21 protein-coding genes are annotated in these 23,581 nt (G+C 73.6%); 13 read left to right on the forward strand and 8 right to left on the reverse strand.

Features of this window, described 5'->3' with window-relative positions:
- Positions 1-209: 209 nt before the first annotated feature.
- The 7 genes from ACFYW1_RS35965 to ACFYW1_RS35995 form a co-directional block, all read right to left on the reverse strand.
- Positions 210-1,112 (reverse strand): MauE/DoxX family redox-associated membrane protein, encoded by a 903-nt coding sequence (locus tag ACFYW1_RS35965; RefSeq protein ID WP_389003265.1) that lies wholly within the window; start codon positions 1,110-1,112, stop codon positions 210-212.
- A gap of 29 nt (positions 1,113-1,141) precedes the next feature.
- Positions 1,142-1,756: a cell wall protein gene (locus tag ACFYW1_RS35970; RefSeq protein ID WP_389003268.1), complete on the reverse strand. Its 615-nt coding sequence runs from the start codon at positions 1,754-1,756 to the stop codon at positions 1,142-1,144.
- An 11-nt stretch (positions 1,757-1,767) separates the two neighbouring features.
- A complete protein-coding gene (locus tag ACFYW1_RS35975) occupies positions 1,768-2,190 on the reverse strand; it encodes a hypothetical protein (protein WP_356935846.1) in 423 nt (140 codons plus the stop codon).
- 190 nt (positions 2,191-2,380) lie between these two features.
- Positions 2,381-4,519, reverse strand: a complete 2,139-nt coding sequence (locus ACFYW1_RS35980) for an ATP-binding protein (protein WP_389003273.1) — start codon at positions 4,517-4,519, stop codon at positions 2,381-2,383.
- A complete protein-coding gene (locus ACFYW1_RS35985) occupies positions 4,516-5,220 on the reverse strand; it encodes a DUF4255 domain-containing protein (protein ID WP_389003276.1) in 705 nt (234 codons plus the stop codon). Before ACFYW1_RS35985 ends, ACFYW1_RS35980 begins: the two co-directional genes overlap by 4 nt.
- Positions 5,217-8,363, reverse strand: a complete 3,147-nt coding sequence (locus tag ACFYW1_RS35990; RefSeq protein ID WP_389003279.1) for a hypothetical protein — start codon at positions 8,361-8,363, stop codon at positions 5,217-5,219. Before ACFYW1_RS35990 ends, ACFYW1_RS35985 begins: the two co-directional genes overlap by 4 nt.
- 205 nt (positions 8,364-8,568) lie before the next feature.
- Positions 8,569-9,294 carry a response regulator transcription factor gene (locus ACFYW1_RS35995; protein WP_389003282.1) on the reverse strand — a complete coding sequence of 242 codons (726 nt, stop codon included), beginning with the start codon at positions 9,292-9,294 and terminating at the stop codon, positions 8,569-8,571.
- Positions 9,295-9,520: 226 nt separating this feature from the next.
- Here ACFYW1_RS35995 and ACFYW1_RS36000 point away from each other — a divergent pair, with 226 nt between their 5' ends.
- The 5 genes from ACFYW1_RS36000 (at position 9,521) to ACFYW1_RS36020 (ending at position 14,301) form a co-directional block, all read left to right on the forward strand.
- Positions 9,521-10,807: a hydrolytic protein gene (locus ACFYW1_RS36000; RefSeq protein ID WP_389003326.1), complete on the forward strand. Its 1,287-nt coding sequence runs from the start codon at positions 9,521-9,523 to the stop codon at positions 10,805-10,807.
- An 846-nt stretch (positions 10,808-11,653) separates the two neighbouring features.
- On the forward strand, positions 11,654-13,174 hold the full coding sequence (locus ACFYW1_RS36005; protein WP_389003285.1) for a phage tail sheath family protein: 1,521 nt from the start codon (positions 11,654-11,656) through the stop codon (positions 13,172-13,174).
- Between the two features lie 40 nt (positions 13,175-13,214).
- On the forward strand, positions 13,215-13,655 hold the full coding sequence (locus ACFYW1_RS36010; protein WP_148833111.1) for a phage tail protein: 441 nt from the start codon (positions 13,215-13,217) through the stop codon (positions 13,653-13,655).
- Positions 13,652-14,146, forward strand: a complete 495-nt coding sequence (locus tag ACFYW1_RS36015; protein WP_148833113.1) for a hypothetical protein — start codon at positions 13,652-13,654, stop codon at positions 14,144-14,146. Before ACFYW1_RS36010 ends, ACFYW1_RS36015 begins: the two co-directional genes overlap by 4 nt.
- The gene (locus ACFYW1_RS36020) at positions 14,143-14,301 is read left to right on the forward strand and encodes a DUF6760 family protein (protein ID WP_003966147.1); all 159 of its coding nucleotides are present in this window, start codon (positions 14,143-14,145) and stop codon (positions 14,299-14,301) included. The genes ACFYW1_RS36015 and ACFYW1_RS36020 overlap by 4 nt, the downstream gene beginning before the upstream one ends.
- A gap of 2,055 nt (positions 14,302-16,356) precedes the next feature.
- Here ACFYW1_RS36020 and ACFYW1_RS36025 read toward each other — a convergent pair.
- Complete coding sequence (locus ACFYW1_RS36025; RefSeq protein ID WP_389003289.1) at positions 16,357-16,824, reverse strand: hypothetical protein; 468 nt, start codon at positions 16,822-16,824, stop codon at positions 16,357-16,359.
- Between the two features lie 130 nt (positions 16,825-16,954).
- Here ACFYW1_RS36025 and ACFYW1_RS36030 point away from each other — a divergent pair, with 130 nt between their 5' ends.
- The 8 genes from ACFYW1_RS36030 (at position 16,955) to ACFYW1_RS36065 (ending at position 23,579) form a co-directional block, all read left to right on the forward strand.
- Positions 16,955-17,221, forward strand: a complete 267-nt coding sequence (locus ACFYW1_RS36030; protein WP_389003292.1) for a hypothetical protein — start codon at positions 16,955-16,957, stop codon at positions 17,219-17,221.
- Between the two features lie 49 nt (positions 17,222-17,270).
- Positions 17,271-17,696 carry a phage tail protein gene (locus tag ACFYW1_RS36035; RefSeq protein ID WP_148833125.1) on the forward strand — a complete coding sequence of 142 codons (426 nt, stop codon included), beginning with the start codon at positions 17,271-17,273 and terminating at the stop codon, positions 17,694-17,696.
- A gap of 82 nt (positions 17,697-17,778) precedes the next feature.
- The gene (locus ACFYW1_RS36040; protein WP_148833127.1) at positions 17,779-18,501 is read left to right on the forward strand and encodes a LysM peptidoglycan-binding domain-containing protein; all 723 of its coding nucleotides are present in this window, start codon (positions 17,779-17,781) and stop codon (positions 18,499-18,501) included.
- Positions 18,498-20,264: a VgrG-related protein gene (locus ACFYW1_RS36045; protein ID WP_389003296.1), complete on the forward strand. Its 1,767-nt coding sequence runs from the start codon at positions 18,498-18,500 to the stop codon at positions 20,262-20,264. Before ACFYW1_RS36040 ends, ACFYW1_RS36045 begins: the two co-directional genes overlap by 4 nt.
- Before the next feature lie 60 nt (positions 20,265-20,324).
- Positions 20,325-20,642, forward strand: a complete 318-nt coding sequence (locus tag ACFYW1_RS36050) for a PAAR domain-containing protein (protein ID WP_148833130.1) — start codon at positions 20,325-20,327, stop codon at positions 20,640-20,642.
- Positions 20,639-21,058 carry a GPW/gp25 family protein gene (locus ACFYW1_RS36055; protein WP_389003299.1) on the forward strand — a complete coding sequence of 140 codons (420 nt, stop codon included), beginning with the start codon at positions 20,639-20,641 and terminating at the stop codon, positions 21,056-21,058. Before ACFYW1_RS36050 ends, ACFYW1_RS36055 begins: the two co-directional genes overlap by 4 nt.
- Positions 21,058-23,019 carry a putative baseplate assembly protein gene (locus ACFYW1_RS36060; RefSeq protein ID WP_389003302.1) on the forward strand — a complete coding sequence of 654 codons (1,962 nt, stop codon included), beginning with the start codon at positions 21,058-21,060 and terminating at the stop codon, positions 23,017-23,019. Before ACFYW1_RS36055 ends, ACFYW1_RS36060 begins: the two co-directional genes overlap by 1 nt.
- Positions 23,016-23,579, forward strand: a complete 564-nt coding sequence (locus ACFYW1_RS36065; protein ID WP_389003305.1) for a phage tail protein — start codon at positions 23,016-23,018, stop codon at positions 23,577-23,579. Before ACFYW1_RS36060 ends, ACFYW1_RS36065 begins: the two co-directional genes overlap by 4 nt.
- The last annotated feature ends 2 nt before the right edge of the window (positions 23,580-23,581 follow it).

A 23,581-nucleotide genomic window follows, 5' to 3' on the forward strand; every position in this document is an offset into this window, starting at 1 on the left:
CCGCGCCTTCATGAATGGTGGGCACACCTCGGCGCCGGTCTCCGGCGTGCCGGCCGTCGTCGGTGCGCTGGTCGCGGCCGTCCGTGTACGGCGTGGTCCCGAGGCGGCCCGGCGCTGGAGGGTGCGGGCCGGCCCGCACGGGCCGTCGTGGGGCGGCCCGTGCGGGGGTCCTTCCGTCCCGGCCGCCTCGCGGTGGCCGGGACGTGGTGTCAGCCCGCCATCGGCAGGCTCCTGCGCGACGGCACCGCGTTGAGTTCGTCCACGGCCACCGCCTCCCCGCTCTCCGCGTCGACGTAGCCGACCCGGACGACCGGGTCTTTCCCGGCGTCGCGCACGGCCGTGGCGTCGAGCGCGAACAGCACCGCCACCGGGCGTGCGTCCGCCCGGTTCCCGTACACCCCCGAGTACTGGAGGATGCGCCAGCCGCCGTCCTCCCAGTGGTCCAGGAGGGCGGACCTGACCACGGGTGCGGCGGCCTGCCAGGCCAGGGAGTTCTCCAGGAGTTCGACGCTCGCCGCGACCGGCACCCGGTCCCTCCCCGCGGTGCCGAGGAGCGGGTGGCCGAGGAGTCGCAGTCTCGTCCGGCGCAGCGGCAGCAGCCACCACCGGTCGAGGTCGGCCGAGAGCCCGACCAGCACCGCCGCCGCCCCGGCCAGGAGGGCGAGGGCGGCGACGGGCCGGTCCCGGAGCGTCGGCCACCAGGGGTCCTGCGCCACCGCGACGGTCGCACCGCCGGCCAGTACCACGGCCGCCCGTGCGAACGCCCGCCAACCGATGGGGGTGTCGTCACTGGCCGAGCAGCCGCAGGAGGACTCCGGTGCCACGGCCCGGCCGTAGCCGAGGTATCCGAGGAAGCCCGCCCCGAGGAGCGCGGTCGCGGCCCCCGGCAGCGGGTTCGTGGGGACCGCCAGCAGGCCCGCGGCGATCAGGAGTTCGGCCGCCCCGGTCAGGCGCAGCACCGTGGTGGCCCGTTCGCTGCTGCGCAGCATGCGGGCCAGTGCCGTCTTCGGCGCCTGCCGTGCGGTGTCCCGGCCGAACGCCTTGACCGCCCCGGTCCACCCGAGCAGGCCCGCGAGGACCAGCGGGGCGAGGCTCGTTGTCAGTGACAGCATCTCTTCCTCTCCGTTTCCTCGGGACCGTGTCAGTGACCGACGGAGATGCGGACGACGTCCACGGAGTCGTCGGACGGCCGCCAGGCGCCGAGCACCTGGGCGCTCTGCCCGATGCGCAGCCGGGACAGGTCGGACGTCAGGGCGCGGCCTGCGTAGGAGGCGCTGGTGTCCGGGGCGACGTGGCCGACCAGTTCGTGCTGTCCGTGGGCGAGGTGCAGCCGGTTCTTCGCGATGCCCCGGATCTGCGTGTCCAGGTTCACTATGTTCACCCAGACCGCGTCGGCGGCCACCGTGCCGTCGGGCATCTCGACGCCGCGCGCGTAGAGCCCGTCGCCGATGTCGATCGCCTCGGCCGTGGTGGCGCGCACCTTCCACACGCTGGTCACGTTGGTCATCTGCACCCGGGAGTGGCCGCCGTTGGATCCGGCCACCTCCAGGACGCTGCCGGTGATGCCCGTGATGCGGCCTTCCACGAAGGCGGATTCGGCTATCGCGGGGTCGAGCGAGGGTTCCGCGGCGAACGCGGCGTCCGCGTCGAAGCCGCCGAGCGCGGACGCGCCGATGATGGTCGCGCCGCCGAGGGCGGCGTTGGTGAGGAAGCGGCGACGGCGCATCCCGTCGGTCCGGTCGTTGCGTGCGTTCATGCCGATGCTCCTCACTCGTAGATGTAGACCGGCAGCTTGCCCGAGCTCAGGTTGCCGATCGCCGAGAAGGCGGCCGGGGTCAGGTCGAGGACGCGGTTGGTGCGGCAGGTGCCGTTGCAGCAGGTCGCCTCGCCGCACCACTCCTTGGTGCGCGGGCCGCAGTCGGTGATCGTGATGCACACCGTCGCGCCCGAGCACTGGTGCCGGACGTTCATCACCGCGCCGCAGCCGCGTCTGGGGATGTTCTCGCCGCAGAGGTCGGGCCGGGTGATGTCCCAGCATGCCTGTGAGGCGTTGGGCCACGCGCCGTGGCGCGCGCCGGACTGGCAGTTGCCGCAGGCGCCGCCGCCGGCACTGGAGCAAGGTCCCCAGGAGTTGCCGCAGCAGAACCAGCTGGTCTCGCCGGCCCACAGGCTGGTCGATCCGCAAGCCATCGTTTTCCCTTTCTCGGAGATTGACACGTACATGACAATTCCGGAATCGGGTGTCACCCCGGAGCCAAGGGGGGACGCCCGCGTTCCGGCCGAGGATGGTTCGTTCGTTCGAAGCACCTCAATGATGCGCGTAGACAAGCCTGTTGTATAGACGGCGGCGTTCCGCCCGGCGCGGTCCGAACGGGATGACCTATCCTCTGCCGTGCCCCTGCGCCCGGCTCAGCCACGGGCCGAACTCGCTCTCCATGACCAGTCGGCCGAGCTTGCGGTACTCCTGGAGCACGGCCGAGACGATCTGCTCCATGCCGAGCGGTCCCCCCGCTTCCGCCGCCCGGTAGGCGGCGGTCACCGCGCAGGAGCGGATCGATCCTCCCGCCAGTTCGAAGCGCTGCGCGCAGAATTCCAGGTCGAGGTCGGCGGCGCGCGGGATCTCCGCCCCCAGGCAGCGGTCCCACAGGGCCAGTCGCTGCCGGGCGTCCGGCATGGGGAAATCCGCGATCACGTCGAGGCGGCGGGTGAACGCCTCGTCGAGGTTGGCCCGCAGGTTGGTGGTGAGCACCGCGATCCCGTCGAAGGACTCGATGCGCTGCAGCAGGTAGGCCGACTCCACGTTGGCGTGGCGGTCGTGCGCGTCCTTGACCTGCGAACGCTTCCCGAAGATGGCGTCCGCCTCGTCGAACAGCAGGATGCCGTTGACGTCGGACGCCTCGACGAAGATCCTTTCGAGGTTCTTCTCGGTCTCGCCGATGTACTTGTCCACCACGATGGACAGGTCCACGACGTAGAGTTCCATGCCGAGCTCCGACGCCACCACCTCGGCGGACATGGTCTTTCCGGTGCCGGACTCACCGGCGAACAGCGCGACGACCCCTCTCCCCCGGCCGCCTCCCGGCCGCATCCGCCACTCGCCGAGCACCTGCCCGCGGTGGCGTGCGCGCAGGGCGAGTTCGGACAGCTGGCGGTGGGTCGCGGGAGGCAGTACGAGGTCGTCCCAGCCGACCGCGGGCTCGATGCGACGGGCGAGGCGTTCGAGCCCCGCGCCGTTCTGCGCCCGGACCGCCGTGCGCAGGTCCCGCACGCCCACCGGACGCTCCTCCAGGGCGGCCAGCCGGGAGGCGACGGCGGCGGCCCTGCGCACCTGTTCGGAGTCGAGCCGGTAGGCGGTGGTGGCCTCCACGACCCCCGCCTCGACCCGCGCCTCCCCGGCGGGCAGGCCGACGGACGCGCCGGCCCGGTCGAGCGCCCGGCGCCACTGCCGTGCCACGTCCGCGGGGCCGGGCGGCGGGACGTGGACCGGAACCGGACTCTCCTCGGCCCACAGGGGGTCCCAGTTCTTCGTCCCGTACACGACCAGCGGGGTGCCGCGGAGCGCCGCGCACAGGTCGCCGAGCAGCCGGGCCCCCTCGGGCCGTTCGGGGGCCAGCGTTTCGAGCGGCCCGAGGACGACACCGCCGCGGCTCAGCCGGGCCTCGGCCGCCAGGGTCCGTGCGAGGTCCGCCGGGCCGGGGGCGGCGGCGAACGCCGCGATGTCGACCACCAGCGGCCGGCGTCCCGCGGCGAGGAGCGCCTGCACCGCCAGCCCGCCCGGGTCGCCACCCCGGTCGAGCAGATGCACCAGGCCGCTGCCCGTGCCCAGGGCCGCCGCGACCCTCGGTGTCCCGGGCGCCGGGTCGGGCTGCTCGTCCCCGGGCCCGGCCACCCGGACCAGTCCGCGCAGCCTCCCGTCGGGTTCGTCGTCGCCGAGCAGATGGGCGGTGACCCGGTCCGGCGCCCGCAGCACCCGGGAGAGCAGCGGGCGGTCGGCCTCCAGGACGGTCAGCAGCCCGCCCGCGACCAGAGGGGCGGACGGCGAGAACCGGAAGCGGCCGGAGCTCGCGGCGGGCAGCCCGCAGAGTTCGAGGGCCAGGCCGATGGTCGGTCTGCGCCGGTTGAGGTCGTCGTTGAGGTAGCCGTAGAGCCGCTCGAACCGGGCGTCGATGTCCGGCGCCGTCGCGACCATCAGCAGGTCGACGTCGAGCGGGGTCAGACCGAAGTCCTCGACGAGCCGGCCGAGCCGGCTCCCGGGGCGCGGCCGTGCGGGGGGCTCGGACGCGTACTGCGGTACGGGCCCGAACGCGTCGCGGGCCGCCAGGATCCGCTCGACCCCCTCGGGGGTGAGGTACTGCCCCCGGTAGGGGTCGTCGGGTTGCGGGTCGACGGCCCGCCGGGCCGCGACGGCGTTCCTGACCCGCTGCTCGACGTGGCCCAGCCGCTCCCAGAGCTCCTCGACGGCCGTCGGGACGCCGGACGGTTCCGCGGTGGTCCGGGGGGCGTCCTGCGCGGTGGTCACCGGGCCGCGCCCCCGCGTCGGCGCCGGCCGGGCGGCAGTTGCCGTTCGCGTTGCGCGGCGAAGCCCTCCCCGCCGGGGTCGGATGCCCCGTCGTAACGCAGCCGGCGCCCGGGGCCCGCCCCGTCGCCGTCGCGGGCGGGCGCGGCCCGCACCACCAGTCCTTCGGTGACCGGCGGCCCGGCGGGCTCCTGTTCGCCGGCCAGCGGTGCCCACACCCGCAGGTCGATCGCGGCCTTGAGCTCCCCGCCGAGCGCGGACCACACCTCGGCGGTGGACTGCCGGTCGGTGCTCGGGCCCGCCGCCTCGATGTCCACGGTCAGCCCCAGTTCGGCGAGGCTGCCGGTGAGCATCCCGGCGGGCAGCGCGTCCGCCCGCACCAGGCAGCGCAACACCTCGGAGAGCAGCCGGTGTTCGTCCTGCGGGCGGTTGGTCCAGGCGGTCACCAGATAGGTCAGCTCGAACCAGCGCGGCGGGGTCCGCCTCCCGACCACCAGGCCCTGGTCGTCGTGCTCCTCGGCGGTGCCGGTGCGGCGCCGGGTCGCGTCCTCGCGGATGCCGTGCAGGAAGACGCTGACCGTGGGTGCGTTGCGCCGGGCGGACCACTCCTTGGTCGGCGCGTCGAAGACCAGGTCGACGCCGCTCTCCTGGAGGCCCGCCCCGACCAGCAGCAGCCGCAACCCCTCGTCGACTTCGTGGATCACCGGCGTCCCACCTCGTCCGGCGGGACCATGGTGCCGTCGACCACCAGGAAGCGGGTGGTGACCGGTCCGAACCCGGGCCCCGTGGCGGTGATGGTGCGCGGGCCCGTCCGGTCCTTCACCAGGATCAGCAGCTGTGCGATGAACGTGCGGTCCGCCCCCGGGACGGTGGGCGGCGTGGCCGCCGTGATCCCCGGTCTCCAGGTGAGCCGTACCGGGGCCCCCGGCGGGAAGTCCTTGCCCCGTACGGAGGTGACGAACCCGGGTTTGCCGACGGCGGGCACCGCGACGATGCGGGGCTGGAGGATGCGCAGCGCGGTCCTGGCGACGTTGTCGCGGGGGTCGGCGTCGGTGCCGGTCGTGGTCAGTCTGCCGGTGATGGTCGTTCTCAGCGCCCGGTCGGGTTCGAGGACGACCCTGATCACCGTGGAGGCCCGGGGAGCCAGGTCGGGCAGGGTGCACACCCCGGCCGCGCAGCCCGCCGGGAGCGGGCCCGTCGGGACGCGCGCGGGCAGACCGAGCCGCAGCCGCAGCCCGGTGGCGAGGGCGTTGCGTCCGTTGCGCACGGTGTACGTCACCACCACCCGGCCGCCGACGAAACCGGGGCTGGGCTGGGCCCGTACGACGACGCCGGGGCCCGCCTCGGGCTCGGGCGGCGTGGGGGTCGGGGTGGGCGTCGGAGTCGGGGTGGGAGTGGGTGCCGGTGCGTCCCGGACCGGGACGACGGTTGCGGTGGCGTTGTCCGTGGGGGTCGGGTCCACCACGGCCCCGGCGACCGACCAGCCGATCCGCTGGTCCCCCGTCGTCACGCCGGTGAGCCGGGCGGTGACCGTCACGCTCCGGCCCGGCCGGAGCACCCCCAGGTCGCACTGGGGCGAGGCGGCGACGCAGGTCCCGGCCGGGGTGGTGAGTTCCTCCAGGCGCACCCCGGGCGGGGCGTCGATGGTGAACACGGTGCCGGGCGAGGGAGCGGGCCCCCGGTTGGTGACGGTGACCGCCACCTCCCCGGTGTCGCCGACCTCGATCGAGGGGGCGGTGGGCGGCGCGGTCAGGGACAGGTCGACGGACTGCTGGAAGGCGGGCTCCTTCTGCCGCCCGGCGAGCCGCCCGCCGAACGGCGTCAGGGCGCCGGAGGCGAGGTCCAGCACGGACAGTTGCTCCGGTGAGGCGGAGCCGGCCTCCCGGCGCGAACTCATCACGATCCGTCCGCCGTCCGGCGACCAGGCCACGTCACGGGGCTGGAAGGGGCCGTTCGGCGGGGTGTCCGGGAGGTCCTGGCCGCAGGCCCCGGGGTCGTCCCGCCGGGTGCCGGGGAGCACCACCCGGCACTCGTCACCGTTCGGCGAGGTGATCAGGATGCCGCCGCGCCCGCTGTTCTGGTCGTTGCCGCCGTCCTTGCGGTTGAAGGCGATGCGGGTGCCGTCGGGGGAGAAGGCGGGACTGTCGTCGATCTTCTTGCACTCGCCGGGGCAGATCCTGGCGCTGAGGTCGTGCTGCCGGTCGAGCTCGTCCACCGGCGCGGTCCAGATGTGTTTGATGCCGCCCAGGCCCCGGATCACGTGATTGCGGGTGAAGGCGAGGGTGGTGCCGTCGGGCGACCAGGCGGGCTGTGCGTCCTGTCCCGTCAACTGCCCGGCCGGCGGCACGACCCTGCCGATGATCCTGCCCGTCGCGACGTCCGCGACGAGGACGCTGCTGGGCCCCGCGTTCTCGCCGACCCCGCCGGGCGAGGTCCTGGTGAACGCCAGTTTGGTGCCGTCCGGGGAGAACGCGGGGTCGGTGTCCCAGTCACCGGGGTTGCGCCCGGCGAGCGGCAGCACGGCCGCGTTGCCGCCGTCGGCGTCGGCCAGCCAGATCCGTTGGGTGCGCGAGCCCTTGTCGCCCTCGAAACGGGTCACGACGATGCGTCGGCCGTCCGGGGTGTAGCTCTGCCGCTCGGTCCACGGGTCGTAGTCCTTCCCGGGGTTGAACAGCAGGTCCGCGTTGTCGGCGGCGCCCGGGTCCTCCCACAGGACGGGAACCCCGAGGTCGCGCGGGTCCGAGCCGTCCTGCCGGACGTCCTGGAGCGTCGCGACCACCGCCGTTTCCTCGTTCTTGTTGCCCGGTCTGCGCGAGGTCTGGCGGGAGACGATGACGGTCCCGGTGTCCAGCGGGCCGGTCCAGGTGGGCGAATCGACCTTGCGGTTCTCGTCCAGTACGGTCGTCGGCGCGGCCGTGTCGAAGGCGGTTCCCCGGTAGACGCGTTCGTACTCGCACGTGCAGTCGCGTCCGAGGAAGACCAGACCCGTTCCGTCCGCCAGCCAGGCGGCCGAGCGGGTGCGCCAGGTCGCCTGCCCGCCGGCGAGCAGTTCGCGGTCGGTGCCGGGGCGTCCCTCGGTCACCCACAGCCTCGGATCGTCCTCCTTCACACCGGGGGTGAGGGTATAGGCGATCTGGTCGCGGTGGGCGTCGTCGTCCACCGGGTTCCACGCCGGTTCGGTCGCGTTGCCGGTCACATGGCTGACGACCCTCGCCGCTCCGCCGGAGACGGCCTGCTCGTAGATGATCCCGGCGCCCCCGTCGCCGGAGTCGCAGGAGAACGCGACGCGGGTGCCGTCCGGGGAGAAGGTCGGGGAGGTCTCGTTGTTGGGGGTGTCCATCAGCCGCCGCAGACCGGTGCCGTCGACCCCGACGACCCACAGGTCGCGCTGGACCGTGCCGTCCGCGCCCCGCTCCTCGGAGTCGAACACCACGGTCCGTCCGTCCGGGGAGAGTTCGGGGTGCGCGGCGTCCCGGTCGTCGGTGAGCTTGCGCACCGCTCCGTCCGCTCCGCGCACGTACACCTGCGGGCGCACGCTGTCGCGCAGGCTGGTGAAGACCATCACGTCGCCGCGGACGAACGGGTCCTGGTCGTAGTGGGCCGGTCCGGGCCCGAACAGCGGGTCGGAACCGGTCGTGCCGACGGCCCTGCCGATGCTGCGGTGCTCGGTCCCGGCGTAGGTGATGCGTCCGGCGTCGACCGGGGTCTCGTCCGCCGCCGCGGCCATCCGTGGTGCTTCCCGCGGCCCGGCCGCGGAGCCCGCCACCAGCAGCGGCGCCAACAGCACCACGACGCCCGCCAGTCGGTGCAGCCGGTTTCGCCTCGCCGGGCCAGCAGTGCCGGTCACGGCCCACCTCACAGTCTGGTTGATGACGCTCCCCTCGCCAGCATCCCGCCCGGCCCGGGCCGGGAACAGGCCCCGAGTACCCCTGCCGGGGGAAGGAACCGCTGCCCTTTGCGTCCGCCCCGCGGCTCCCCTCCCCCGAGCACCCCGGCGCGCTCCCGTGCGGCGGCGTCGGCACACCGTCCGCACGGGAGCCCGGGGGCGGGACTCAGATGAGCCCGTGCCGCATGGCGTAGCCGACGGCGTGCGCCCGGTTGCGCAGTTCGAGCCGGGTCGCCATCTCGTGCAGCACGTTCTTGACGGTGCGTTCGGAGTACGAGGTCTTCTGCGCGATCTCCGCCGTGCCGAAGCCCTCCGACACCAGCCTGATCATCTCCGCCTCCCGTGCCGTGAGGGTGGAGAGCGAGAGCCCCCGGGGGTCGAGGACCGTGCGCTGGAGGCTGCTGACGTGGTCGAGGAGTTTTCCGAGCAGGTCGCCCGGGAGCACGCCCTCGCCGTTGGCTATCGCCGTGACCAGGTGGACGAGGCGGTCCTGGTCGGCCTCCCCGCGCCTCAGTACGGCGGCCACGCCGCACTCGATCAGGGTCTGGAGCGCGCCCGATTCGAAGAAGCCGACGACGAGTCCGGTGCGGGTCGCGGTGTTGCGCTGGAGTCTGGAGAGGAGCCGGACGGTGGGTTCGTCCACCATGTCCACCACCACTAAGGAGACCTGGGCCCGGTCGGCCTCGGCCTCCGTCGTCAGTTCTATCTCGGGGCGCGGGCGCAACTGGTGTATCACGCCGGTCTGGAGTATCAGGTCCTCCGCGTACACCGCCACGGAGACCCTGCCCGCGGGGGTGTTCCGCGCGCCGCGCTGGGCGGAGCGTTCCGAGGCGGTGGGCCTGCGGAACTGTCCGCGCACCGTCGCCTCGCTCTTCACGTCTGTCGTCGTCATCGTTCCGTGCTCGTCTTCCTCAGGTGCTCTTGTGCCGATGTGCCGGTCGCCTTGCCCGTTCACGCCGGGCCCGTCAGGGGGACCTGGCGCGGGAGAGGGGCTCGGGGAGACCGTGCCGCGGGGCTCCGGGGGCATGAGCCCTGCCCGTACGTTGCCCTCCCGTCTCTGCTGCGCCACCGCGTCCTCGGCTTAACGTCGCATCGTGACCACATCTGCCGAATTCGAAATGTCCACGGTGACGGTGTCGCCCGGCGCCGAGGCGACGACGGCCCTGACCGTGCGCAACGACGGCGACATCGTCGAGGCCTACACGCTCGAAGTGGTCGGCGACTGCGCCACGTGGAGCACCGTGGAGCCGGCGCGCGTCTCGCTCTACCCGGGCACCTCCGAGGTGGTGACCGTGCGGCTCGCGCCGCCCCGTTCCCACGAGGTCCGGGCCGGGGAGACGCCCCTGGGGGTACGTGTCCTGCCCGCGGAGCGCCCCGAGTCGGTGGCGGTCCCCGAGACCACGGTGGTCGTCGAGCCCTTCCACGAGCTCCGGGGGCAGCTCGAACCCCGTCGGCGGCGCGGGTGGCGGGGAGCCCGGTTCCAAACCTCGGTGCAGAACCGGGGGAACACCCCGGTCGGCGTCGTGTTCACCGGAACCCAGGACGGGGAGGAGCTCCGGCTGGCCTTCTCCCCCGACCAACGGCGCCTGGAACCGGGCGAGTCCGCCGAGGTGGGTCTGCGGGTGCGGGCGCAGAAGCTGATCTGGTTCGGCACGCCGGCCACCTGGCCGTTCGAGGTGGAGATCGCCGAGAAGACCGAGGGGGAGAGCGAGGACGAGCAGCCCCACCGGCCGGAGACCCTGTCCGGCGAGTTCGCCCAGATACCGATACTGCCCCGATGGCTGCTGATCGTGCTGGCCGCGCTGCTCGCCCTGCTGCTCGCGTGGTTCGCGCTGGTCAGGCCCGCGGTGAAGAGCACCGCGGAACAGGCGGTGACCGATGCCGCGGAGAAGGAACGGCAGGGCGGCGGTCAGCAGGGCGGTGCCTCGTCCGGCGGCTCGGGCGACGCCTCCGGCGGCCAGGGGCAGGACGGGAACCAGAAGCCCCGACCCGGCCGGTCCTCCGGTGGCTCGGGCGGTTCCGGCTCGACCTCGGGCGGGGGCGGCGACCAGCAGATGTCGGAGACGATCGACGTACAGGTCGGCGCCGGGGGCACGAAGAAGAAGCCGTACCAGGTGCCCGAGGGGAAGGTGTTCGGCGTCACGGACCTCGTGGTGGCGAACTTCCAGGGCGACGAAGGGGTACTGACCATCACGTTCGGGAACCGGAAGATCACCACCATCGCCCTGGAGACCTTCCGCAACCAGGACTATCACTGGGTCACCCCCATCGAGGTTCCGGAGAACGAGACGGTCACCGCTTCCGTGACGTGCAACAAACCGGGTACTCCGGCCACCGGAACCCAGGCAGCCGGATGCCACCAAGTACTCAACGTCAGCGGCATCCTGCGCGACCTCGCACCGTAGAACAAAGCACTGAGCCCCTCTTCCCCCCGGGCGGGAAGAGAACAGCAGAAATTCCGCCCCGGGGAAACCCGGCTTGCCGAGTGTTGGCGAAACTCTTTCCCTGTACACCCTGATGAAACGGACCCGTCACGGTCCGCGAAACGGCGGCGGGCGGAGAACGTCCGGTGCCCGGCCGCCCGCGGCCCCTCCGCCACCGGCCGGGCGGGGCTCGTGCGGGCGCCCGCACGGCCCGTGGGGTCCTCCGGTCGTGCGGGGCCGACCGGTCGACCGGGCCCGCAACGCATTCTGGCCGATAGTGGCCACTCCTCGATCAAGCTTTGACCATGGGTTGTCCCCTCGGCGGCAAAGACGGGCGGGCCCGTCGGACGGTACGCGGTACGGCGACGGGGCGGCCCCGCCCGGAGCGCACGGGTTCCCTCGGCGGACACCGTGACACGGCGGCGGCCCACGGCCCGTACGTCCGCCGGGGACGGCCGGACAGGCCGGCAGGAAGGTGTTCGCGAGTGGTTCCGCGGCCCCTTCGGACCGGATTCCCCCGCCTTCATTCCTCGTCATTCTCCGGGTCCGGGCATCCGTATTCCGGGCGCTCGGACGCCCGGCGGGCCATCACGCGCCTTCCTCGGCACCGGAGTTCATCCCGCGTTCATCGAATGGGACAAAAGAATTGCTACGGGCAGGGCCCGGGAAGCCCGTCGCGAATGCCCTCGCGGGGAAGAATTCCCTGCCCCCGGGGGCGCCCGGAAAGGCAGTGGTCCTGCCCCGTGCCCAGGACTCCGGGGCCTACTTTCCGCCGGGGCGACCCGACAAGACTGGACGGCGACCGGACGACCACCCGAAGGAGCGAGTATGCCGTCGTACCTCACCCCCGGCGTATACGTGGAGGAGGTGCAGTCCGGAGCACGGCCCATCGAAGGAGTCGGCACGGCGATCGCAGCCTTCGTCGGTTTCTCGGAGACCGGCCCCTTCCATCGGCCGACCCTGGTGACCAACTGGGACCAGTACGTCCAGACCTTCGGCACCCACGCCCCCGGCACGTACCTGACGCGCGCTGTCCACGGCTACTTCGCCAATGGCGGCGGCGCGGCCTACGTCGTGCGGGTGGGCGGCGCGGCGCAGGATGCGGCCGCCGGCGGGGCGGCCCCGTCCGTCGCACTCGGGGGTTTCCAGGTGTCCGCACGGCCCGGCACGGGTGGTGACCTCTCGGTGGAGGTCGCCGACGCCGAGGGGGAGAACCCTCCGGAGGACCGGTTCCGGCTGCTGGTGCGACAGGCCGGCAAGGTGGTGGAGACCTTCGACGTCTCCATCCGCAAGAGCGTCAAGGGCTACCTGGTCACCCAGGCCCGCCAGTCCAAGCTGATCGAGGTCGTCGAGCAGCCCGGCGCGGCCCAGAGCCGGCCCGCGAACCAGGTCCTCCCGCTCTCGCCCGCCGCCGCGGGCCCGGGGGCCGGTGCCGCGCCCGTCGACCTGGCCGAGTTCGTCGGCGACTCCTCGCAGCGCACCGGGATCGCGGGACTCGAAGCGATCGACGAGATCACCATGGTCGCCGTTCCGGACCTGATGAGCGCCCACCAGCGCGGGGCCGTGGACGACGAGGGCGTCAAGACCGTCCAGCTCGCGCTGATCTCGCACTGCGAGCAGATGGGCGACCGGGTCGCCGTACTGGACACCCCGCCGGGCATGAACGCGCAGCGGGTCCGTGCCTGGCGCAACGACGACGCCGGGTTCGATTCGCGCTACGCGACCGTGTACTACCCGTGGATCAGCGTCTTCGACCCGGAGGCCGGGCGCAACTCCCTGATGCCGCCGAGCGGTCACGTCTCCGGCGTGTGGGCGCGCAGCGACGGCGAGCGCGGTGTGCACAAGGCCCCCGCCAACGAGGTCATCCGCGGGGCGCTGGACCTGGAGATCCGGCTCAGCAAGGGCGAGCAGGACCTGCTGAACCCGATCGGCGTCAACTGCGTGCGCGCCTTCCCCGGCCGCGGCATCCGGATCTGGGGCGCCCGCACGCTCTCGTCCGACCCGGCCTGGCGCTACCTCAATGTGCGCCGGCTCTTCAACTACCTGGAGGAGTCGATCCTCCTGGGCACCCAGTGGGTGGTGTTCGAGCCGAACGACGACCGCCTGTGGTCGAGCATCCGGCGCAACGTGACCGCCTTCCTCACCGAGGAATGGCGCCGGGGCGCCCTCTTCGGCCGTACGGCCGAGGAGGCGTTCTACGTCAAGTGCGACCGCGACAACAACCCGCAGGAGTCGATCGACCTCGGCCAGGTCGTGTGCGAGATCGGCGTGGCACCGGTGAAGCCCGCGGAGTTCGTGGTCTTCCGCCTCTCGCAGTTCTCCGACAGCACCAGCCTCGTCAACGAGTGACCCGGCAGGGTCCGCGAAACGGAACAGGTGACACAGAGTCATGGCAGAGGGCGACGCTCTTTCCACCCACGTCTTCGGCGTGCAGCTCGGCGGCTATCTCGTCGAGTCGATCCAGGAGGTCAGCGGTCTGACCGTCGAGGAAGAAGTCGTCGAGGTCCGTCAGGTGACCGCCGAGGGCAAACAGATCATCCGCAAGCAGCCCGGCGCGCGCCAGGCGGGCGAGGTGACGATCACCCGCGGGCTCGACAAGAGCAGCGAGTTCACCAAGTGGATCAAGGAAACGCTCAACAACGGGGCCGTCGACACCGCGCGCCAGAACCTGACCATCGAGATCAAGGACTCGAAGGGTGACACGGTCCGGCGCATCCAGTTGATGCAGGGCTGGGCCAGCAAGTGGGAGGGTCCGTCCCTGAAGGCCGGCGAGTCCAGCCCGGCCACCGAGACGGTCACCATCACCTTCGAGGAGATCGTGGTCGAATGAGGCGCAGGACCGTTACGTCGGGCGGACTCGACGAAGTCCTCGACACCCTGGCGTCCGCCCGGTCCGCCACCCGCGAGGAAGCTCCCGCGCCGCCCGCGGCCCGGGAGCGGGAACGCCAGGACCTGCGGACGGAGTTCGAGTTCGAGCTGCCGCGCGGTTACGTCGACGACGAGGGCCAGGTGCACCGGCAGGGCTCGATGCGGCTCGCGACGGCGCGGGACGAACTGCGCCCGCAGATCGACCTGCGGGTGAAGGAGAACCCGGCGTACCTGAGCGTGGTGCTGCTGAGCCAGGTGATCACCCGGCTCGGCACCATCACCGATGTGCACGCCGGGGTGGTGGAGCGGATGTACGCCACCGACGTGGCGTTCCTCCAGGACTTCTACCGGCGGATCAACAGCGAGGGCCATACGCACGCCGCGGTGACGTGTCCGTTGTGCCACGGCTCGTTCGAAGTGGACCTCTCGGGTGGGCGCCTGGGGGAATCGTGACGTACGCGCTTCCCCGTCTGCGGGAGGAGATCGCGTACGTCGCCTACCACTTCCACTGGCAGCGTGAGGACATTCTCGACCTCACCCACGGCGAACGTCAGCAGTGGGTCCGGGAGATAGCGCGGATCAACACCCGCGTCAACGAAGGCGGGTGATCGTATGGGGTTCGGCGACTGGTTCCGCCGGGCGGACCGGACGCCGTCCGACGCCCCCTCAGGGGGCGGGGACGGGTCCGGTGCCGGGCCGACGGCCGGTGCCGCCCCGGACGCCGGCCGGACCGACGGTGACTGGGACGGCGGCTGGCGGCAGGTCGCACCGCCCGCGGTGACCGTCGCCCGGGCCTCGATCGGGGTGAGCGACGGGCTGCGGTTCCGGTCCGGCCTCGCCTCGTGGCAGAACGTCGCGTTCGGCGGCGAACTCGGCCATGCCGTGATGCCGTCCGCGCCGGTGGGCCTCATCCGCGGGGTCACCCGTCCCGCGGGCGCGCGTGAGGTGTCCGCCGGCGGGCCGCTGCTGCTTCGGGCCGCCCGGCCCGAAGCGGACGGGGGCACCGAACCCGTCGCCGGTCCGTCGCCCGCGGCGGAGGGCACGGGGCGGGGTCCCGCGGTGGTCCAGCGGTCGAGCGCTCCGGGGCGGCCCGGGGCTTCGGTACGGGAGACACCGCGACGGGCCGTTCGCGACAGTGGTACGGCCGTGCCCGCAACCGCGGCGGCCCCGTCGGGGACGTCTCCGGTCGGGAGCACGGCAGCGGTGGCGGGGCGGTCCGGCGGGGACGACATGCCGGTACCGGCCGCCCGTCCCGCCCCAGTACGTCCCCGGCGGACCGCGCCGCCGCTGATCGTCGCCCGGCGTCCGGCGATGCCGCTGCGGCACATCACCGGGCTCGTACCGGCCGCGGCAGCCGCCCCGGCCGTACCCGCGCCCGTCGCCGACGGCGGCGCGGCACGGCGGATCACGTCCGAGCAACCGGCCGCGTCCGTGCCCGCATCCGCCCCGGCGCCCGAAACCGCGCCCGAGCCGACCGGCTCCGCCGGGCCTCCCGAGGTCACGGCGGTACGGCCCGCTCTGGGCAGGCCGCTGCGGGAACTGCCCGCCGGGGCCGTGCCCGCCGACCCGGCGGGACGACGCGGGGCGGTCGTACCGTCCGGCCCCACGGGGCAGCCCGGACCCGGCATGCCCGTACTCCAGCGGCAGGAAGCGGAGGCACCGGCCCCGGCGACCTCGCGACCGCCGGAGGCGACGGCACCGCCCGCGCGCCCGCAGCCGTCCGCTCATCCGCGGCCTCAGCCACCCGCTCGCCCGCAGCCGTCCGCGCGTGCCGGGGCCGCGGAGCCCTCCAGGCCGTCCTCGTCCCCGTCGGCTCCGGAGCGGCACCGGGCCCAAGGGACCGTCGGGCACGGGCCGTCGAGCCCTCCATCGGCGCCGCCGCCGGCCGACCGGGCGAGGCCCGCCCGGGGCGGGATCGGTGCCCCGCTGCCCTCGCTCCCCCCGACCGCCAGGCGTCAGGACGGCGCTCCCCTGTTCGGTGACCGCCGTCGGCCGCGGCCGGGAGCCATGGGCCCCGGGCAGGACGCGCCGTCGGGACGTGCGTCCTCCTCCCCGTCGTCCGTACCGTCCGGCCCCGCTGGGGCACCGGCGCACCCGGGCGGGCCCACCGCGATGCCCGTGCTCTCGTCCCCCATGGCCGGCTCTCCCGCCCCGGCCGTGCCGGGGCCCTCGACGGTCCAGCGCGCGGCAGACGCTCCTCCGTCCACGAGCATGCCCGCCACCGGCTCCTCTTCCCCTGCCGCGTCCTCGGCTCCCCCGGCTCCCACCGCTCCGGTGCGGGTCCGGCGGATCGCCCCGGAACGGGCCCCGGCAGCCATGTACGGACCCGCCCCCGTCGTCCGGCATTCGCGTGCCCTGCTGCCGAGCAGGGCGCTGGAGATCAGCACCGGCGCGGCCGAGGGATTCTCGGCCCCGGTCGCGGCGGCGGGCGGCGGTTCGGCCCGACCGGTCGTGACGGCCACCTGGCGCCGTGACGTACCGCAACCGGAGGCCCCCGTACCGGCGTCGGGGCACGGGAGCACATCCCCCGGACCGCATCGGCCGTCCTCCGGTGCGTCGCCCCGGCCGACAACCGCTCCTCCCCCGCCCGACGGGCCCGCCCCGTCGGAGCGGCCGGTGCGCACGGGGCGGGCCGCTGAAGGGCCGGGCGCCGGCGGGACCGTTCAGCGCTCGGTGCCGGGCGGTGCTCCGGGCGCGGCCCCGTCGGGCCGGGCACCGGCCGGTGGTTCCGCTGGTGCCGCCCGTTCCGCCCGGCCCACCTCGGACGGCAGCAGGGCGCGGACCGCGGCCGGTACCGGCCGGGCGGGGCGCGGGGTGTCGATCGGTGCCTCCCTCCTGCGGCTCGTGCAGCGTTCGGCGCGTGGTGGGCCGGTCGTGCCGGCCGGGCCCGATGTCCCCCCGCCGGCACGGGGCCCCGGGGAGTCCCGTCCGGGCCGCGTCCCCGCACCGGCACTCCCGTACGCGTCGGCGTCCCCCTCCGGAGGGTCCGGGTCCGCGCCGGCCGCCACCCGGCCGGTCCCGGTGGTGCGCCCGCATCCGCCCGGGGCGACCGGCACCGGCACCGGCCCGGCCGTGCAGCGGACGGCGCTGCCGGTGGTGCCCGAGTCCATCGGGCCCCTGTTCACCGGCACGGCGCCAGGGGACGGCGTCGTGCCGGGTGGAGCACCGCCCCTCTCGGTGCGGGTGCCACCGCGTCCCTCCCCGGGACCGGGAGCCGGCCCGGGAGTCGGTTCAGGCGCCGGGGCGAGCGGTCCGGGGGCTGTGGCCCCGGCCGTGCAGCGCGCGGCGGCCGCGGCCGGGATCACCGGCGTCCCGGTCAGGGCGGCCCCGGCGAAGCCCGCCGGTCCGCCGGCGAGGAAGGGGCCGGCCGCCCCGCCCGACGCGGCGGCTCCGGCCGCGCACCGGGTGACCGGTGCGGAGATCGAGGAACTGGCACGCCGCCTGATCGATCCGGTGAGCCGGCTGATCCGCGCGGATCTGCGCCGGGGCCGGGAACGCACCGGCCGGTTGTACGACAACCGCCGCTGACGACGGCTCCGCCCGGCGGGGCACTGGGAAACGGCAGAGAAGAAGAGCAATGACGGACAACATCTTCGCGACGAGCGTGTTCTTCAAACTGGTGATCGGGGGCAACGACCTGGGCGCCTTCCACACCTGCTCGGGCCTGGGCGCCGAGGTGGAGCTGGAGCAGTACGCCGAGGGCGGGAACAACGGCTTCACCTGGCAGTTGCCGGGACGGATCACCTGGACCAACATCACGCTGACCCGCCCGGTGACCGCCGACACGCTCAAGATCACGCGGTGGCTGAACGACACGATCCAGCGGGTCGAGCGCAAGGACGGCGAGATCGTCGCGCTCCGTCCCGACCTCAGCCGCATCATCAGCTGGCAGGTGCAGGGCATCGTGCCGGTGCGCTGGCAGGGCCCCTCCTTCGATCCCGCCAGTTCCCAGCCGGCGATCGAGACGCTGGAGATCGCGCACGAGGGCCTGGAGCCCTCCTGAGGGTTCGTCGAACCGCTCCGGAAAGCCCGGCGGCCCAGCAGCCCGTCACCCTTGAAGTCCCGGTCCCGGAAGGAGGAATGCGATGTCACCCGTTGCCCGTACGAGCCGTGCTCGCGCCCAGCTGACCATCATGGAGCCGCCCGCGGAGGTCGGCGCCAAGCCGGGCGGGAGGATCGCCCAGCTCACGTTGCAGTTCAACCCGTCGCAGCTGTCGTTGAACAAGAGCACCGAGTGGCGGCGCACCCCGTCCCGGATGGCCGAGCAGTCCGCGCTGCCCGAGTTCGTGGGCAGTGGGCCCCGGACCCTGTCCATGGAGGTCTTCCTCGACGCCACGGCCACCCATGACAACTCGGTGGAGAAGGCGGTGGAACAGCTGATGCTGGCGTGTGCGCCCACCCCGAAGAGCCTGGCCCGCAAGACCCCGGCCAGCCCCTGGGTGCGCTTCGACTGGGGCACGTCCCGGACGACCTCGTTCGACGGTGTGATGTCCAGCCTGTCCATCTCGTACACCCTCTTCGACGTCGACGGGAAACCGCTGCGCGCCACCTGTTCCCTCTCGATCGAGGAGGCGAGCGGCGAACGGCTCGGGCAGAACCCGACGTCGGGTTCGCGGGAGGCGCGGCGCACCCATCGGGTCGTCGTCGGCGACAGCCTGCCGCTGCTCGCGTGGCGGGAGTACGGCGACGCCACCGCGTGGCGCACCATCGCCCACGCCAACGACATCGACGACCCGATGCAGTTGGTCCCGGGCAGGGAGCTGGTCGTGCCCGGCCTGGAGGCCCCCGCGGCGGAGGGCGGCCGATGACCGCCCCGGGCCGTTCCTTCGCCGCCGATCCGATCGTCGAGGCCCCCGGCGAGCTGCCTCCCGTCTGGGCGACCCAGTTGGTGAGCTGTGTGGTCGACGAGAACGTCGGCCTGCCGGACACCGCCGTGCTGACGTACCGGGACCCCGACCACAAGCTGCTCACCGCCACCGGGCTCACCATCGGCACGCCGCTGAACATCTCCGTGGTCACCGTGCAGGAGCGGGCGCGCGAGCGGCTGTTCACCGGCGAGGTCACGGCGCTCGAACTGGACAGCGACACCACCGGTTCGTTCACCGTCGTGCGGGCCTTCTCCAGGGCCCACCGGCTGCAGCGCGGCCGGAAGGTGGTGGCCTACCGCAACATGCGGGCCGCGGACATCGTCCGCAAGGTCGCCGCGGGCGCCGGGATCGCCTGCGGGAGGATCGAGGCCGCGCCCGTCACGTACAAGCAGCTGACCCAGCCCAACGTCTCCGACTGGGAGTTCCTCCAGTACCTCGCGGGCGAGAGCGGCGCGCACGTGCGGGTGGACGACAAGGGCCTGTTGCAGTTCGTGAAGCCGAAACCCGCCGCGTCGGCGCCCTCGCCCGACACCTCCGCCGCCCGGAACCCGATGGTGCTGGAGTACGGGCGCAATCTGCTGGCCCTGCGGGCCGTGCTGACCGGTGCGGACGGGGCGGACGACGTGGAGGTGCGCGGCTGGGACGTCGAGACCAAGCGGCGGCTGGTGGCCCGTGAGCCGTCCGTGCGCAGCGACACGGTGTCCCCGGGGATGAGTCCGTCGAAGGCGGCCGGGGCGTTCGGGTCGCGCGCCCGGCTGACGGTCGCCGACACCCCGTACCGGACCCAGGCCGAGGCCACGGCCGTCGCCGGTTCCCTGGCCGCATCGGTGAGCTCCGGTTTCGGGGAGATCGAGGCGGTCGCCGAGGGCAATCCCCAGTTGCGGGCCGGTGAGCCGGTGGCGCTCGGCAACGTCGGGCCCGCGTTCTCCGGCCGCTACACGGCGACCGCGGCGCACCACGTCCTGGAGCCGGACGGCGGATACCGCACGACGGTGCTGGTGAGCGCCGCGCCCGACCGTTCCCTGGCGGGGCTGGCCGGTGGTGCGAACGCGCCGGCGCGCGGTCCCCGCGTGCCGGGCCTCGCGATCGGTGTGGTCACCGACATCCGGGAGGGCAAGGACGAACGGGGCTGGGTGCGGCTGAAGTTCCCCTGGCTCGACGACACCTATGTGACCGACTGGGTCCGTACCGTGCAGTGGGGCGGCCGGGGCGGCGGCGGTGTGTTCAGTCCCGAGGTAAACGACGAGGTGCTGGTCGGGTTCGAGCAGGGCCTGCTGGACAGCCCCTATGTGCTGGGCGGTCTCTACAACGGGGTCGACAAGCCCTCGCCCCACGACGTGCCGCTGGTCGACCCGACCAGCGGCAAGGTCAACCGCCGTTCTCTGGTGTCCCGTTCGGGGCACCGGCTGGAGCTGCTGGACAGTCCGCGCGGGCCGTCCGGCGTCCGGCTGACCAGTGGTGACAAGCAGCTCGACGTCACGCTGGACGAGCGGCGCGACGAGATCGCGCTGAAGGTCCTCGCGCCCGGCGGCAGCCGGGTGCTGAGCTCCGTGGTCCTCTCCAAGTCCGGCATCACGCTCGACGCCGGTACGGGCGAGGTCAACGTGAAGGGGCGTTCGGTGACCATCAACGGCAGAACGGGGGTCACCGTCGACGGCGGACTGCTCGCCGTCCTCAAGGCCAAGCTCATCCGGATCAACTGACGCCCCGACCCGGCCCGTACGGCGGCCGAAGTCCCTTTCGCAGCAAGGAGAACAGCGACCATGCCCCCTGCAGCCCGGACGGGCGACTCCACCGTTCACGGCGGCCTCATCGGGACCCCGCCACCGGGTGCCGTGGCCGTGGCCACCGTGCTGATCGGCGGCAGGCCGGCGGCCGTCGCCGGCAGCCTGCACGTGTGCGTGGTCCCCCCGCACGCCGCGCTCGGGCCCGGGAACGTCGTCCTGCCCAACCCCGCCGCCGCGGTCGGCGGCCAGGTGCTGATCGGCGGGCTGCCCGCCGCCCGGATGCGGGACACCACCAGCTGCGGCGCACAGATCATCACCGGCGCGATGAACGTCCTGATCGGGGGTCCGGTGTGAGCGGCTTCATCGGGCGCGGCTGGGGATTCCCGCTGCGGGTCGGTCCCACGGGCGGCATCGGCATGGTCGAGCGGGACCAGGAGATCGAGGAGGCGATCGGGCTGATCCTCGGCACGGCGCCGGGCGAGCGGCCGATGCGGCCGGAGTTCGGCTGCGGCATCCACGACCACGTCTTCGCCCCCGGCGACGGCGCCACCGCGGGCCGCATCGCGCACGAGGTCCGCACGTCGCTGGAGCGCTGGGAGCCGCGCATCGAGGTCACCGACGTGGTGATCGCGTTCGACGCCGTCGAGGAGGGCACCTTGTACATCGACGTGCACTACGCCGTGCGCGCCACGAACGACCTGCGCAACCTCGTCTTCCCCTTCTACACCATCCCCTCCTCCGAAGGCTCCGCGGAAGCGGGGGTGCGCTGATGGCCCTGCCCTCCCCCAACCTGGACGACCGGCGCTTCCAGCAACTCGTCGACGAGGCCAAGCGGTACGTCCAGCAGCGCACCCCGGAGTGGACCGACCACAACGTGTCGGACCCCGGCGTCACGCTCATCGAGACGTTCGCGTACATGGTCGATCAGTTGCTGTACCGGCTGAACCGGGTGCCGGACAAGAACTACTCGGCCTTCCTCGACCTGCTGGGCGTCACGTTGTTCCCGCCGACGGCGGCACGGGCGGAGGTCGACTTCTGGCTGTCGGCCCCGCAGCCGGAGACCGTTCTGCTCCCGGCGGGGACGGAGGTCGCCACCTCGCGCGGCGAGGCCGAGGAGGAGGTGGTGTTCTCCACCTCCGACGACCTCTCGATCGTGCCGAGTTCGCTGGCCCGGCTGGTCACCGCGCCGGTGTCGGGAGAGCAGACCGACCGGACCGCGCCGCTCGGCGCGGGCCAGGACGTCCCGTGCTTCCAGGCCCGGCCGGAGCCGGGCGACGCGGTGCTGTTCGGGCTGCCGACCGCCGTTCCCCGGTGCATCGTCGCCGTGCGCCTGGACAGCCGGGTGGAGGGCGTGGGCGTCGACCCGCGTCAGCCGCCGCTGGTGTGGGAGGCGTGGGACGGTGCCCGCTGGGTGACCTGCCGGACCGGCACCGACAGCACCGGCGGGCTGAACCGGCCGGGCGAGATCACCGTGTTCGTCCCCGCCGGGCACACCACGTCGGTGGCGGCGGGGACCCGGGCGGGGTGGCTGCGCTGCCGGGTCACCGCTCCGGAGCCGGGCCAGCCGTTCTACTCCGAGTCGCCGACGATCCGGGAGGCCGAGGTGTTCACCGTCGGCGGCACCGCGGACGTGGAGCACGCGGAGACCGTCCTGGACGTTCCGCTGGGCGTCTCGGAGGGGGTCGCCGGTCAGCGGTTCCTCGTGGACCGGGCGCCGCTGCTGCTGGACGGGGAGCCGCCGGTGGTGCAGGTGTCGTCCGCGGAGGGCTGGCAGGTGTGGACCGCCGTGGAGCACTTCGGCGCCTCCCTGCCGGAGGACCGCCATGTGCGGATCGACGCCGTCACCGGCGAGTTCGCTTTTCCGCCCGAGGTGCGCGAGCCCGACGGGACGATGCGTTCCTGCGGCGCCGTGCCCGAGAAGGGCGCGCAGCTGCGGATCCCCCGCTGCCGGACGGGCGGTGGCGCGGCCGGGAACGTCGCCCGGGGCGCCATCAACGTGCTGCGCAGCTCGGTGCCGTACGTGGCGAGCGTGCACAACCGTGAGGCGGCCCGGGGCGGGGTCGACGGCGAGACGGTGGAGAACGCGAAGGTCCGGGCGCCCAACATCCTCAGGGTCCAGGAGCGGGCCGTCACGGCTGCGGACCACGAGGTCATCGCCCGTGAGGCGGCGCCCTCCCTGCGCAGGGTCCGGTGCCTGCCCGCCGTCGCGGGCGAGGGCGGGGCGGTGCGGGTCCTGGTGGTTCCCGACGCGGTCCCGGACGAGGGCGGGAACCTGCGGTTCGAGCAGCTGATCCCGTCGGATTCGGTGCTCTCGGCGGTCGCGGCCCGGCTCGACGAGCGGCGGCTGGTCGGGACCCGGCTGGTGGTGGAACCGCCCGCGTACCAGGGCGTCACCGTGGTCGCCAGGCTGGTGGCGTCCGGCGGGGACGTGGACCGGGTCCGTACGGAGGCGCTCGCGGCGCTGTTCCGTCACATCGACCCCCTGCGGGGCGGGGCGGAGGGGGCCGGCTGGCCGTTCGGCCGGCCGGTGCAGTACGGCGAGGTCTTCGCGGTGCTCCAGAACGTGCCGGGGGTGGGTCTGGTGGAGGAGGTGCGGCTGTTCCCGGCGGACCCGATCACCGGCCGGCGCGGGGCGGCGCAGGAGCGGATCGACGTCGCCGCGGGCGCCCTGGTCTTCTCGCACCAGCACCAGGTCGTGGTCACCGCTGGTGGGCGGGGTGAGGGCTCATGACCAGAGCCGCGGTGCCGGGGCTCCCCAGCCGCTACCCGATCGGCGGGCTGCTGCCCGCGCTGTACGCCGACGACGACCTGGCCCAGCGGTTCACGGCGGGGCTGGACACCGTGCTGGCCCCCGTCCTGTCCACCCTGGACAACCTTCCGGCCTACTTCGATCCGGCGCTCGCCCCGGCCGACTTCCTGCCCTGGCTGGCGTCCTGGGTGGGGGCCGACCTCGATCCGGGGCTGCCGCCGGAGCTGCGCCGGGCCGTCGTCGCCCACGCCGTCGAACTGCACCGGTGGCGGGGCACCCGCCGGGGGCTGGTGGAGCAGTTGCGGCTCTGCTTCGGTGTCCACGCCGACATCCGTGACGGCGGGGGCGTCGTGTGGTCGCCGGAGCCGGGAACCGCGCTGCCCCCGGCTCCGACCGGCGAACTGCTGGTGCGGGTCTGGGCGCCACATGGGGGTCCGGTGGACGCGGACCGCGTCCTGGAGGTCGTCGCGGCGTCGTGCCCCGTGCACCTCACGTGCCGGGTGGAGATCCTGCCGGGTCCGCCGGCGGAGACAGGAGGCTGACG

Source organism: Streptomyces sp. NPDC002669, assembly GCF_042889165.1.
In the GTDB taxonomy this organism is placed as follows: domain Bacteria; phylum Actinomycetota; class Actinomycetes; order Streptomycetales; family Streptomycetaceae; genus Streptomyces.

Excerpts from the sequence above, each read along its gene's own strand:
- ACFYW1_RS35965 (WP_389003265.1), bottom strand. The coding sequence starts at position 1,112 with ATGCTGTCACTGACAACGAGCCTCGCCCCGCTGGTCCTCGCGGGCCTG.
- ACFYW1_RS35970 (WP_389003268.1), bottom strand. The coding sequence starts at position 1,756 with ATGAACGCACGCAACGACCGGACCGACGGGATGCGCCGTCGCCGCTTC.
- ACFYW1_RS35975 (WP_356935846.1), bottom strand. The coding sequence starts at position 2,190 with ATGGCTTGCGGATCGACCAGCCTGTGGGCCGGCGAGACCAGCTGGTTC.
- ACFYW1_RS35995 (WP_389003282.1), bottom strand. The coding sequence starts at position 9,294 with ATGACGACGACAGACGTGAAGAGCGAGGCGACGGTGCGCGGACAGTTC.
- ACFYW1_RS36000 (WP_389003326.1), top strand. The coding sequence starts at position 9,521 with ATGTCCACGGTGACGGTGTCGCCCGGCGCCGAGGCGACGACGGCCCTG.
- ACFYW1_RS36005 (WP_389003285.1), top strand. The coding sequence starts at position 11,654 with ATGCCGTCGTACCTCACCCCCGGCGTATACGTGGAGGAGGTGCAGTCC.
- ACFYW1_RS36010 (WP_148833111.1), top strand. The coding sequence starts at position 13,215 with ATGGCAGAGGGCGACGCTCTTTCCACCCACGTCTTCGGCGTGCAGCTC.
- ACFYW1_RS36015 (WP_148833113.1), top strand. The coding sequence starts at position 13,652 with ATGAGGCGCAGGACCGTTACGTCGGGCGGACTCGACGAAGTCCTCGAC.
- ACFYW1_RS36035 (WP_148833125.1), top strand. The coding sequence starts at position 17,271 with ATGACGGACAACATCTTCGCGACGAGCGTGTTCTTCAAACTGGTGATC.
- ACFYW1_RS36040 (WP_148833127.1), top strand. The coding sequence starts at position 17,779 with ATGTCACCCGTTGCCCGTACGAGCCGTGCTCGCGCCCAGCTGACCATC.
- ACFYW1_RS36045 (WP_389003296.1), top strand. The coding sequence starts at position 18,498 with ATGACCGCCCCGGGCCGTTCCTTCGCCGCCGATCCGATCGTCGAGGCC.
- ACFYW1_RS36050 (WP_148833130.1), top strand. The coding sequence starts at position 20,325 with ATGCCCCCTGCAGCCCGGACGGGCGACTCCACCGTTCACGGCGGCCTC.
- ACFYW1_RS36060 (WP_389003302.1), top strand. The coding sequence starts at position 21,058 with ATGGCCCTGCCCTCCCCCAACCTGGACGACCGGCGCTTCCAGCAACTC.
- ACFYW1_RS36065 (WP_389003305.1), top strand. The coding sequence starts at position 23,016 with ATGACCAGAGCCGCGGTGCCGGGGCTCCCCAGCCGCTACCCGATCGGC.